This window comes from Variovorax sp. 20P10.2.4 (genome assembly GCF_058244205.1).
The window spans coordinates 1-10,786 of the sequence record NZ_JBZAYE010000213.1; the positions used below are offsets into that span (position 1 = coordinate 1).

Sequence of the window (10,786 nt, forward strand, 5' to 3'; positions counted from 1 at the left end):
CTCGACGGCCAGCCTCGACAGCGCGGCGCTGCTGCGCGGCCAGAAGGTGGTCGAGATCTCGCACAACGGATTCGTGTACAGGCTGCAGGCCACCAAGCTGGGCAAGCTCATCCTGACCAAGTAGTTTCAGTTTCATCGTGGGGCGACTCCGAGACTCAACGGTCTCCAAGGGTCGTTTTTTGCTAGCCATCGGTTCACCGGCCAGCCATGCATTTTTTTCCCACGCCGACGAACATCGACCGGACGCACGCGCATGGACGAGCACGCCGCCGCTCCCGACCTGAAGCAGACCGGGCTCAAGGCCACCCTGCCGCGCCTGAAGGTGCTGGACCTGTTCCGCACCAGCAAGCAGCGGCACATGGCGGCGGAAGACGTCTACCGCCAGCTGCTGGCCGAGCAGACCGACCTCGGCCTGGCCACCGTCTACCGTGTGCTGGCCCAGTTCGAGCAGACGGGCCTGCTCAAGAAGAGCCAGCTCGGCAACAACAAGGCCGTCTACGAACTCAACGACCGCGAACGCCACCACGGCCACCTGGTGTGCACCAAGACCGGCGACGTGCTCGAGTTCTTCGACCCCGAGATCGAGAACCGCCTCAAGGTCATCGCGGCGGAGCTGGGCTTCGAGCTCTCCGACTACGTGGTCACGGCCTTCGGCGCGCGGCGTTAGCCGGTTCGACCGTGTCCCGCGCGCGCCTCAGTGCGAGAAACGCCGCGCCCCGCCATCGACGTGGATCACCTGGCCCGTGATGTAGCGCGCCAGCGGCGAACACAGGAACGCGACCAGCACCGACAGGTCCTCGGGCTCGCCGATGTAGCCCGCGGGACAGTTCTCCTCCACCCAGCGCCGCTGCGCCTCCTCGGTCGGCAGCAGCTTGTGGTCGACCTGCTCGGAGTGGATGCGTCCCGGCGGAATCGAATTGATCGTGATGCCGTCCTTCGCGACGTGGCGCGACAGCGCCTTGGCCCAGATATGCGTCGCGCCGTTGGGCGGCACCGCGCCGTTGATCGCCACCGGCTCGTCCCCGCCCGTGATGTTCACGATGCGGCCGAAACCGCGCGCGCGCATGTCGTCGATCAGCGCATGGGTCAGCTCGCGCGCCGCATGGAAGTTCAGCGCCATCGCGTCCTCCCACTGGCGCGCGGTGCCGAGTCCTTCGAAGGGCCGCGAGCCGCCCGCGTTGTTCACGAGGATGTCGGCGCTGCCGAAGGCTTCCAGCACCGCGGCGCGCACCACGGACGGCGTGTCGGGCTGCGTGATGTCGCAAGCCAGCACCAGCGGGCGTTCGACGCCCTCGGCCGCGAGCGCGTCGGCGACCGCCTCGAGCCGCTCCCTGCCGCGCGCGACGATGGCCAGCCGGGCGCCCTCCTGGGCCAGCGAGCGCGCGATCGCGCGGCCCACGCCGATGCTCGCGCCGGTCACGATCGCGACCTTGCCGGAGAGTTTGAGATCCATGTTCGATGCACTCCTGTTGCGTTGATGAATGAATGGGTCAGGGCAGCCCCGCGACGCGCGTGCGCAGCGTGTAGACGCTGGTCGGCGAGGTGATGAACAGCGTGCGGCGGTCGGCATCGCCGAAGGCGAGGTTGGTGGCCGCCTCGGGCAGCGCGATGACGCCGAGCGGCCGGCCATCGGGCGCGACGATCCACACGCCGCCCGGGCCCGTGAGCCAGAGGTTGCCGCGCGTGTCGACCTTCAAGCCGTCGGTGATGCCCGGCGCCGGCTCGGCGCTCAGGTCGATCAGCACGCGTGCGTCGCTCAGCGTGCCGTCGGCGCGCACCTCGTAGCGGCGCACCTTGCGGTCGTCGCTGCCGTCGACATACAGCAGCCGCTGGTCGGGCGAGAAGGCCAGGCCATTGGGCGCGGCGATGTCGTCGACCAGCCGCGTGACCTTGCCCTCGCGCAGCATGAACACGCCCGCGCGCTCGAGCTCGCGCGTCGGATCCTTGTCGAGCTTCAGCAGGCCGCCGAACATGTCGGTGAAGTAGATCGAGCCGTCCTTGCGCACCACCAGGTCGTTGGTGCCGCTGAAGCGCCGGCCCTCGAAGCGGTCGGCCAGCACCATGCGGCGGCCGTCGCGCTCGATGCGGTCGATGGAGCGTCCGGCCCAGGTCGCGATCAGCAGCCGGCCCTGCCGGTCGCGCGCCAGCCCGTTCGAGCCGCTGAGGTTGAACTGCTCGAAGCCCGCGTCCCCGGCATCGCGCAGGTTGTTGAACGGCATGCCGACGCGCCAGAGGTCCACGCCGCGGTAACCGCTGCGCTCGAGGAACACGCTGGCCTTGCCGTCGCGGTCCAGCTTGTAGACCACGTTCGCGGGAATGTCGCTCACGAGCAGATGGCCGCCCTTCGCGTCGCCGATCCACAGCGGCCCCTCGGCGAAGCCGAAGCCGGTCGCCAGGCGCTCCAGCGGCGCGTCGGCCGCGAGCAGCTCGGCGACGGCGGGGTCGCGCACTTCGAGCTTCAGGGGCAGCGCGGTGCCGGCGCCGGCCTGCAGGCATAGCGCGCCGAAAGCCAGCACGGCGGCGATACGGAAGAAAGCGATGGTCGTCATGGCGGAAGAAGAAAGCGTCGTCGGGGGAGCCGCAGTATTCGGCAGCGCCGAATTGGAGACAATCGCGAGAATTTCAGTCCTGCCGTTTCCATTCGGAAACAATCCGACTTCTTGCTACTTTCGAGGTTTCCCGCCATGAGCGACCACCTTCCCGAACAGATGGCCGGCATCGCCGTGTTCGCCTGCGTCGTCGAGGCCCGCAGCTTCACCGGCGCCGCGCGCATGCTCGGCACCAGCAAGTCGGCCGTGAGCAAGCAGATCGCGCGGCTGGAAATGCTGCTCGACGTTCAGCTTCTGCGCCGCACCACGCGCAGCCTGAGCCCCACCGCCGCCGGCCAGACGCTGTACGACCGCACCGCCGAGGCGATCGCGCTGTGCCGCAGCGCGGGCGGCGAGGTCGCCTCGCTGCTGCAGCGGCCGATGGGCCTGCTGCGCGTCACGGCGCCGATGACGCTCGGGCGGCTGGTGGTTGCGCCCGCGCTGCCGGCCTTCCTCGAGGCCTATCCCGAGATGCGGGTGCAGCTGGTGCTGCTCGACCGCTCGGTGGACCTGGCGGAAGAAGGCTTCGACATCGCGATCCGCACCACGCGCGAGCTGCCCGCGGGCGCGGTCGCGCGGCCGCTGGGCAGCACCGCGTACCTGCTGTGCGCGGCGCCCGGCTATCTCGCGCGCGTGGCCGCGCCCACCATCCCCGAGGACCTGGCCGCCCTCAACTGCCTGCGCTATGGCGAGGGCGAGACCCACCAGCTCTGGCGCTTCGATGGCGCCGACGGCCCGCGCGGCGTGCGCGCCGTACGCGTGAGCGGCAATCTGCTCGTCAACAGCAGCGAGTCGCTGCGCGACGCGGTGCGCCAGGGCCTGGGCGTGGCGCTGCTGCCCGATTTCGTGGTCGACGAGGACCTTCGCCAGGGCCGCATCGTGCGGCTGCTGCCGGACTGGACCGTGCGCCCGCCCTTCGGCCCCACGATCTCGGCGGTGTGGCTGCCCGACCGGCACCTGCCGCCGAAGATGCGCGTGTTCGTCGACTTCATGGTCGAGCGGCTGAGCCGCTGAGCGGCGCAGGCTCCTAGCGTCCGCGCAGGCTGCGCGCCAGTGCCTGCGCGGCCTCCTGCAGCACCGGAATGCTCTTGTCGATGGTGGCCCCCACGAGCCGGTTGACCGGGCCGATGATGCTCAGCGCGCCGACGAAGGCATCGCCCTGTCCGTGGACCGGCACCGCGATCGCATTCGCATCGGGATTGCGCTCGCCATAGGACACGTAGAGCCCGTCGCGCCGCACCGCGTCGTACTTCGCGCCCTTGGCGCCGGTGAAGGCCATCAGCACGTGCGCGCTCGCGCCGCGGTCCATCGGCAGCTCGGCGCCCTCCTCCACGTGATGGCCGATCGAACTCGCGGCGAAGCGGCGGTACAGGCAGATGCGCCGGTCGCCCTCTCGGATGTAGAAGGCCGCGGTCTCGCCCAGGCGCTCGACGAGGCGGTCGAGCACGGGACGCACATGGCGCTCGAGGTCGAAGGTGTTCTGGTAGAGCACGCCGAGCCGCCACAGCGAGGGACCGAGGCGGAAGAAGCCGTCGTCGTCGCGGTGCAGGTAGCCGAAGTGCTCGAGCGAATGGAAGAGCCGCAGCACGGTGCTCGGATAGAAGCCGGTGCGCGCCGCGATCTCGCTCAGCGGCATGCGCGGCGTGCCGTCGGCGAAGGCCTCCAGCACCGACAGCGCGCGCTCGACGGCCTCGACGCGCGGCTTGTCCCTGGTCTCGGTCTCGGTCTCGGCTTGTGTATCGGCCTGCGTATCGGCCTGCGTATCGGCCGCGGCCGCCGTCTTGCGCGCGGCCGTTGTCTTGCCCTTGGGCGTCATGTCCATGCTCCTCGGGGTCTGCCCCAGTTTGACTTTGTGGAAAGAGCTCGCCTATGATTTTCTATCAGAGAGAAATAAATTCTACCAGATAGAAATTCAGAACCGAAAGCGATCCACAGCATGCGCACCATCCAAGGCGTTCCCGTCCTCGACACGCTGGCCGAACTGGTCGACCCGCGGCACACCGCCGTCGTGGTGATCGACATGCAGAACGACTTCTGCCACCCCGACGGCCACTTCGCGCGCAACGGCAAGGACATCGGCGCCATCGCCGCCTCGGTGCCCGCGCTCTCGGCCTTCGTGCGCGAGGTGCAGGCGCGGCAGGTGATGGTGGCCTTCATCCGCCAGCTCACGCTGCCGCACGGCCTGAGCGATTCGCCGGCCTGGCTGCGCTTCAAGTGCCGCGACGGCAAGACGCCCGAGTACACGCTCAAGGGCAGCTGGGGCGCGGAGCTGGTCGACGGGCTGGTGCCCGGCCCGCGCGACGTGATGGTGGAGAAGTTCCGCCCCGACGCCTTCGTGCGCACGCCGCTCGACGGCCTGCTGCGCGCGCGCGGCATCCAGACCCTGGTGCTGGTCGGCAACTCGACCGAGGGCTGCGTGGAGTCCACGCTGCGCGGCGGCTCCTACCACGACTACTACATGGTGACGGTGCCCGAGCTGCTGAGCAGCACCAGCGCCGCGCTGCACGAGGGCTCGCTGCAGTTCATGCGCGCCCGCTATCCGCATGCCACGGCCGCCGAAGTGCTGGCGACCTGGCCCGATGCGCCCGCGACGCGCTGACGCCATGCAGGTGCGCGACCCCGACCGCCTGCGCGGCGGCTCCATCTTCCAGCGGCCCCGGCTCGCGCTGCCCGGCGGCGCGCGCATCGCGGTCTGGGTCTGTCCCAACCTCGAGCACTACGAATGGCTGCCCGACCCGGTGCGCGTGCGCGACCCCTGGCCGCGCATGCCGCATCCCGACGTGCTCGGCTACGGCGCCAAGGACTACGGTAACCGCGTCGGCGTCTGGCCGATCTTCGAGCTGTTCGATCGCCTCGGCATCCGCGCGACGGTGTCGCTGAGCCTCGCCAACTTCGAGCGCTATCCGCAGATCATGGAAGCCTGCGAGGCACGCGGCTGGGACACGATGTGCCACGGCATCTACAACACCCAGTACCTGTGGGACCTCGACGAGGACGCCGAGCGCGCGCTGATCGCGAACTGCGTCGAGCGCTTCCACCGCCTCACGGGCCGGCGCATGGCGGGCTGGTTCTCGCCGGCCATCTCGCACACGCTGCGCACGCCCGACCTCGTGGCCGAGGCCGGCTTCAAGTACTACTGCGACCTCTACCACGACGACCAGCCGACGCCGATCGCGGTGCGCAGCGGCAGGCTCATCAGCCTGCCCTACCAGACCGAGCTCAACGACGCGGTGCTGCACGCCGGCGCCGCCGAGGGCCCCGAGTTCCTGCGCATCGCGCAGGACATGTTCGACACGCTGTATGCCGAGGGCGAGGTGCAGCCGCGCGTCATGAACATCGCGTTCCACCCGTACATCATGGGCCGGCCGCACCGCCTGCGGTATCTCGAGGCGGCGCTGCGCCACATCGCCTCGCACGACAAGGTGTGGTTCGCCACCGGCGAGGAGATCGCCGACTGGTACTACGCCAACGGCTACGAGGCCACGCTGGCGGCCGATGCGGCACGCGATTCCATGTACGCGCAAACGGGAGCCGCGCCATGAGCGGCTCGCCCCTGCCCTCCGCGCAGCCGGCACCGCGCGGCATGGACCACGCGCTCTACGACTTCGAGCCGCTGCCCGCGCGCCCCGCGCTCTCGTTCGGCACGCGCCGGCTCGCGGCCTGCCTGGTGCTGCAGCTCGAGCACTGGGAGCTCGCGCCGCCCGAGGGCAGCCTGCGCGACCCGCGCTTCAAGGGCGAGTTCGGCACCTTCGCGCCCGAGTTCCGCACCTGGAGCGCGCGCGCCTACGGCAACCGCGTCGGTGTCTGGCGCATCCTCTCGCTGCTCGACGAATTCGGCGTCGCGCCCACGGTCGCGCTCGGCGCGGCCGTGGTCCAGACCCATCCCGAGCTGGTGGCCGAGATCGTGCGGCGCGGCTGGGAGGTGGCGGTGCACGGCTTCTCGGCCAACCGCATGATCAGCGCGCGCATGGACGAGGCCGAGGAGCGCGCGTTCATCGTCGCCTGCCGCGACATCGTCGCCTCGGCCTGCCCCACGCCGCTGCGCGGCTGGCTCGGCCAGGACCACGGCCTGACGCCGCGCACCGGCGCGCTGCTGCGCGAAGCCGGCTTCGCCTACACGCTGGACTGGCCGAACGACGACCAGCCCTACTGGCAGGCGACCGGCGAGCTGCCGCGCGGGCTGGTCGCGCTGCCCGCGCCCACCGAGCTCGACGACGTGCAGACCATCGCCCTGCGGCGCATCGCGCCCGAGCGCTTTCCCGGCCTGGTGCGCGACATGCTCGACGGCGCCGCGGCCCTGCCCGAGGGGCGCGTGTTCTCGATCGGCATCCATCCCTGGCTGTTCGGTGCGCCGCACCGCATCCGCTACCTGCGCCAGACCCTCGAGCTGCTGCGCGAGCGCAGCGACCTGCTCGTCACCACCGCGGGCGACATCGCCGACCGATTCATCCACTGTTCCAAGGAAAGACCGCATGTTGCATAGCTCACTCAAGGCGGCACTGCTCGCGCTCGGCCTCGTGGCCTTCACCGCCTCCACCGCGCTCGCGCAGCCGGCGCCGCTTCGCACCGCGGTCGACCCCGTGGCCGCGCCCTTCGCGATGACCAGGCTCAGCGGCGGCCTCGAGGGCTTCAGCATCGACCTGCTCGCGGCCATCGGCACGCAGCTGGGACGCAGGATCGACGTCGCGGCCATGCAGTACTCGGGCGTGTTCCCCGCGATGCAGGCCGGCAACATCGACTTCGTCGGCGCGCCCGTCACGGCCACGCCGCTGCGCGCCGAAAGCATGATCTTCACCGAGGGCTTCCTCAACACCGACTACCAGTTCGTGACGGCCGCCTCGGCGCCGCTCGAAACGCTCGAGTCCTACCGCGGCAAGACCATCTCGGTCAACAAGGGCGCGGCCTACGACGCCTGGGCACGCGCGCAGGCGCCCACCACGGGCTGGATCGTCGAGTCCTACGGCACCACCAACGATGCCATCGCCGCCGTGATCTCGGGACGCAGCGCGGCCGCGCTCACCAACACTACCGAGGTCGCCTGGGCGGTCAAGAAGAATCCGCGGCTGCGGCCCGGCTACCGGCATGCGACCGGCGAGGTGTTCTCGATGGCCTTCCGCAAGGACTCGGTCGCGCTGCGCAACGAGGTCGAGGGCGCGCTCGAATGCCTCAAGGCGCGCGGCGAGGTCGCCAGGCTCTACGAGAAGTGGTTCGGCGTCGCGCCCGCGGCCGGCTCGGTCGCCACCACGGTCGAACCCGGCTACGGCGTGGCCGGCCTGCCCGGCCACGACGCCGCGCCGCATTCGGCGAACTGCAAGAAATGAAGGCCGCGGCCATGACCCGACGGAAGTGCCCCGCATGAACGCGCCCATCTTGCAGATCCACGGACTGCGCAAGCATTTCGGCGGCAACGAAGTGCTCAAGTCCATCGACCTGTCGATCGCGCCGGGCGAGCTGGTCTTCATCATCGGCCCCTCGGGCTCGGGCAAGTCGACCCTGCTGCGCTGCTGCAACCGGCTCGAGGAACCCGATGGCGGCTCGATCACCGTCGACGGCGAGGACCTGCTCTCGCCGCGCACGAACCTCAACCTGCTGCGCCAGCGCGTGGGCATGGTGTTCCAGCAGTTCAACCTCTATCCGCACCTGCGCGTGCTCTCCAACGTGACGCTCGCGCTGCGCAAGGTGCGCGGCCTGTCCGCCGCCGAGGCCGACCGCGCGGGCCTCGCCGCGCTGGAGCGCGTGGGCCTGGCGCACAAGGCCAGGGCCTATCCGGGCGAGCTCTCGGGCGGGCAGCAGCAGCGCGCCGCGATCGCGCGCGCGCTGGCGCTCGAGCCGAAGATCATGCTGTTCGACGAGCCGACCTCGGCGCTCGATCCCGAGCTGGTGTCCGAGGTGCTGCAGGTGATGCAGGAGCTCAAGAAGACCGGCGTCACCATGGTCGTGGTCAGCCACGAGATGCGCTTCGCGCGCGACGCCGCCGACCGCATCGTCTTCATGGAGCACGGCGTGGTCGTCGAGCAGGGCTCGCCCGCGCAGATCCTCGCGGCGGCGCCGGGCAGCCGCGCGCGCGACTTCATGACCGACGCGCTGCATTGAGAAGAACGACAAGAGAGAACCCGGCACCATGGAATGGCAACGCTTCCTCGAGGTCTTCGCGAACCCCGCGATCTTCCGCACCTATGGCCCGAACATCGCGGCCGGCGCCGTGGTCACGCTGCAGGTGGCCGCGGCGGTCATCGTGACCGGCATCGCGCTGGGCCTGGCGCTCGCATCGGTGCGCGTCTACCGCATCCGTGCACTGAACCTGCTGATCGTCGGCTTCGTCGACATCTTCCGCGCGCTGCCGCCGCTGGTCGTGATCCTGCTGGCCTTCTTCGGCCTGCCGAACGCGGGCCTGAGCCTGTCGGCCTTCGTCGTGCTGTGGCTGGTGCTGAGCCTGGTGCTGGCGGCCTTCGCCGAGGAGATCTTCTGGGCCGGGCTGCTGTCGGTGCCGAAGGGCCAGTGGGAGGCCGCGCGTTCCACCGGCCTGGGCTTCACGCAGGCCTATGTCTACGTGGTACTGCCGCAGGCCCTGCGCATCACGGTGCCGCCGCTGACCAACCGCACCATCGCCATCACCAAGAACTCGGCGCTGGGCACGGTCATCGGCGTGCCCGAGATCCTCAACCAGGCCTCGACCGCCCAGTCCTTCAGCGGCAGCGGCACGCCGCTGTTCATGGCGGCCGTCGCCTACCTCGCGATCTTCGTGCCCTTCGTTGCGCTGGGCCGCGCGATCGAACGCCGCTTCCGCTGGAAGCGCCGCTGAACACCCGCGCCACCGTGCCACCAGGACCGCCATGAACCTGCTTCTCGAACAGTTCTTCGACCTCTCGATCATGGCGGAGGTCTTTCCGCTGCTGATGCAGGGGCTGTGGGTCACGCTGCTGATCTGCCTGTGCACCATCCCCGTGGGCCTCGCCTCGGGCCTGCTCGCGGCCATCGCCGGCGGCGCGCGCCAGCGCTGGCTGCGCTGGCTGGTGGTGGTCTTCGTCGACCTGTTCCGCTCGCTGCCGCCGCTGGTGATCCTGATCTTCACCTACTCGGGCCTGCCCTTCTTCGGCGTGCGGCTCTCACCGTTCGCGGCGGTGTGCGTGGCGCTCGTGCTGAGCATGACCAGCTACTTCTGCGAGGTGTTCCGCGCCGGCCTCGAGTCCGTGGGCCCGGGCCAGCGCGAGGCCGCGGCCTCCACCGGCCTCGGCCGCTTCACCACCCTGGCCTACATCGTCGTGCCGCAGGCCGTGCGCAATGTGCTGCCCGACCTAGTCTCCAACATCGTCGAGGTCGTCAAGCTCACCTCGCTCGCGAGCGTGGTGGCCATGCCCGAGCTGCTCTACAACGCCGACATGGCGCGCGCCGCCACCTACAACGCCACGCCGATGGTGCTGGCCGCGCTGATCTACCTGGCCATCCTGTGGCCCGTGGTGCGGATGCTGAGCCGGCTCGAGCACCGGTCCGCGCACTGAGCGGCGAGCGCCATCCCCCGCGACAACGAGGTCTCCAAGTGACACGCATCCTGGTCATCGTTCCCTTCCCGCTCGACGCCCACAACCTCGCGCAGCGCCGCGAGCAGTCGCGCGCCGTGCAGCTGCAAGGCGGCACCACGCTCGAGTACCGCACCACCAAGGTCGCGCCCTCCAACTACGTGAGCGGGCACGACTCGGTGATCGCCGAGCTGTCGATCCTCGAGGTGGGCCTCGGCGCCGAGCGCGAGGGCTTCGATGCCGTGTGCATCGACACCATGAGCGACACCGGCATGACCGCGCTGCGCGCCGCGCTCGCCATTCCCGTGATCGGCCCCGGCCGCCACGCGATGCTCACGGCGATGATGCTCGGGCGCCGCTTCTCGATCCTCACCATGTGGGACGCCTGGCAGCCGCTGTACCGCAAGACCATCGCCGAACTGGGGCTGCAGGCGCACTGCGCCTCGGTGCGCGCCGCCAACCTGCGGCCCGACAACCGCAACCTGCTGGCCGGCAAGGAGGACGAAGTCTTCCCGCGGCTCGAGGAGGTGGCGCTGCAATGCGTGCGCGAGGACGGGGCCGACGTGATCATCCTCGGCTCGACGACCATGCACCAGGCGCATCCGCACCTGGCGCAGCGGCTGCCGGTGCCGGTCGTCAATCCCGGCCCGCTGAGCTACGCACTGGCCGAGGCCGCGGTGC

The 10,786-nt window shown here is 70.1% G+C and carries 14 protein-coding genes; 11 read left to right on the forward strand and 3 right to left on the reverse strand.

The features are described 5' to 3' along the window. Both hemP and AC27VN_RS19990 read left to right on the forward strand, forming a co-directional pair. On the forward strand, positions 1-124 hold a 124-nt coding region (gene hemP, locus AC27VN_RS19985), incomplete at its 5' end, for a hemin uptake protein HemP (RefSeq protein ID WP_490877642.1). Between the two features lie 129 nt (positions 125-253). Further along, entirely contained in the window at positions 254-667 is a 414-nt protein-coding gene (locus AC27VN_RS19990) for a ferric uptake regulation protein (RefSeq protein ID WP_093352239.1), read from the forward strand. A gap of 27 nt (positions 668-694) precedes the next feature. On the opposite strand, the gene AC27VN_RS19995 is transcribed toward AC27VN_RS19990, so the two are convergent. After that, positions 695-1,453: an SDR family NAD(P)-dependent oxidoreductase gene (locus AC27VN_RS19995; RefSeq protein ID WP_490877631.1), complete on the reverse strand. Its 759-nt coding sequence runs from the start codon at positions 1,451-1,453 to the stop codon at positions 695-697. 37 nt (positions 1,454-1,490) lie between these two features. Beyond that, positions 1,491-2,549, reverse strand: coding sequence for an SMP-30/gluconolactonase/LRE family protein (locus AC27VN_RS20000; protein ID WP_490877632.1), 1,059 nt, complete (start codon positions 2,547-2,549; stop codon positions 1,491-1,493). A 135-nt stretch (positions 2,550-2,684) separates the two neighbouring features. On the opposite strand from AC27VN_RS20000, the gene AC27VN_RS20005 reads away from it, so the two are divergent. Continuing rightward, on the forward strand, positions 2,685-3,602 hold the full coding sequence (locus AC27VN_RS20005; protein WP_490877633.1) for a LysR family transcriptional regulator: 918 nt from the start codon (positions 2,685-2,687) through the stop codon (positions 3,600-3,602). 13 nt (positions 3,603-3,615) lie between these two features. On the opposite strand, the gene AC27VN_RS20010 is transcribed toward AC27VN_RS20005, so the two are convergent. Further along, entirely contained in the window at positions 3,616-4,404 is a 789-nt protein-coding gene (locus AC27VN_RS20010; protein WP_490877634.1) for an IclR family transcriptional regulator, read from the reverse strand. Between the two features lie 120 nt (positions 4,405-4,524). Here AC27VN_RS20010 and AC27VN_RS20015 point away from each other — a divergent pair, with 120 nt between their 5' ends. From AC27VN_RS20015 to AC27VN_RS20050, 8 genes are all read left to right on the forward strand, one after another. Further along, positions 4,525-5,187, forward strand: a complete 663-nt coding sequence (locus AC27VN_RS20015) for a cysteine hydrolase family protein (RefSeq protein ID WP_490877635.1) — start codon at positions 4,525-4,527, stop codon at positions 5,185-5,187. Positions 5,188-5,191: 4 nt separating this feature from the next. Next, positions 5,192-6,130, forward strand: a complete 939-nt coding sequence (locus AC27VN_RS20020) for a polysaccharide deacetylase family protein (RefSeq protein WP_490877636.1) — start codon at positions 5,192-5,194, stop codon at positions 6,128-6,130. Continuing rightward, the gene (locus AC27VN_RS20025; RefSeq protein WP_490877637.1) at positions 6,127-7,071 is read left to right on the forward strand and encodes a polysaccharide deacetylase family protein; all 945 of its coding nucleotides are present in this window, start codon (positions 6,127-6,129) and stop codon (positions 7,069-7,071) included. The genes AC27VN_RS20020 and AC27VN_RS20025 overlap by 4 nt, the downstream gene beginning before the upstream one ends. Beyond that, positions 7,061-7,909: a transporter substrate-binding domain-containing protein gene (locus tag AC27VN_RS20030; protein WP_490877638.1), complete on the forward strand. Its 849-nt coding sequence runs from the start codon at positions 7,061-7,063 to the stop codon at positions 7,907-7,909. Before AC27VN_RS20025 ends, AC27VN_RS20030 begins: the two co-directional genes overlap by 11 nt. A 34-nt stretch (positions 7,910-7,943) precedes the next feature. Next, a complete protein-coding gene (locus AC27VN_RS20035; protein ID WP_490877639.1) occupies positions 7,944-8,681 on the forward strand; it encodes an amino acid ABC transporter ATP-binding protein in 738 nt (245 codons plus the stop codon). A gap of 28 nt (positions 8,682-8,709) precedes the next feature. Further along, entirely contained in the window at positions 8,710-9,390 is a 681-nt protein-coding gene (locus AC27VN_RS20040; protein ID WP_209539618.1) for an amino acid ABC transporter permease, read from the forward strand. Positions 9,391-9,421: 31 nt separating this feature from the next. Beyond that, positions 9,422-10,087 carry an amino acid ABC transporter permease gene (locus AC27VN_RS20045; RefSeq protein WP_490877640.1) on the forward strand — a complete coding sequence of 222 codons (666 nt, stop codon included), beginning with the start codon at positions 9,422-9,424 and terminating at the stop codon, positions 10,085-10,087. A 38-nt stretch (positions 10,088-10,125) separates the two neighbouring features. Next, a partial coding sequence (locus AC27VN_RS20050; RefSeq protein WP_490877641.1) for an aspartate/glutamate racemase family protein occupies positions 10,126-10,786 on the forward strand: 661 nt, incomplete at its 3' end.

What these genes read in the sequence shown, in the direction of transcription:
- AC27VN_RS19990 (WP_093352239.1), top strand. Translation starts at nt 254, where the DNA reads ATGGACGAGCACGCCGCCGCTCCCGACCTGAAGCAGACCGGGCTCAAG.
- AC27VN_RS19995 (WP_490877631.1), bottom strand. Translation starts at nt 1,453, where the DNA reads ATGGATCTCAAACTCTCCGGCAAGGTCGCGATCGTGACCGGCGCGAGC.
- AC27VN_RS20000 (WP_490877632.1), bottom strand. Translation starts at nt 2,549, where the DNA reads ATGACGACCATCGCTTTCTTCCGTATCGCCGCCGTGCTGGCTTTCGGC.
- AC27VN_RS20005 (WP_490877633.1), top strand. Translation starts at nt 2,685, where the DNA reads ATGAGCGACCACCTTCCCGAACAGATGGCCGGCATCGCCGTGTTCGCC.
- AC27VN_RS20010 (WP_490877634.1), bottom strand. Translation starts at nt 4,404, where the DNA reads ATGACGCCCAAGGGCAAGACAACGGCCGCGCGCAAGACGGCGGCCGCG.
- AC27VN_RS20015 (WP_490877635.1), top strand. Translation starts at nt 4,525, where the DNA reads ATGCGCACCATCCAAGGCGTTCCCGTCCTCGACACGCTGGCCGAACTG.
- AC27VN_RS20020 (WP_490877636.1), top strand. Translation starts at nt 5,192, where the DNA reads ATGCAGGTGCGCGACCCCGACCGCCTGCGCGGCGGCTCCATCTTCCAG.
- AC27VN_RS20025 (WP_490877637.1), top strand. Translation starts at nt 6,127, where the DNA reads ATGAGCGGCTCGCCCCTGCCCTCCGCGCAGCCGGCACCGCGCGGCATG.
- AC27VN_RS20030 (WP_490877638.1), top strand. Translation starts at nt 7,061, where the DNA reads ATGTTGCATAGCTCACTCAAGGCGGCACTGCTCGCGCTCGGCCTCGTG.
- AC27VN_RS20035 (WP_490877639.1), top strand. Translation starts at nt 7,944, where the DNA reads ATGAACGCGCCCATCTTGCAGATCCACGGACTGCGCAAGCATTTCGGC.
- AC27VN_RS20040 (WP_209539618.1), top strand. Translation starts at nt 8,710, where the DNA reads ATGGAATGGCAACGCTTCCTCGAGGTCTTCGCGAACCCCGCGATCTTC.
- AC27VN_RS20045 (WP_490877640.1), top strand. Translation starts at nt 9,422, where the DNA reads ATGAACCTGCTTCTCGAACAGTTCTTCGACCTCTCGATCATGGCGGAG.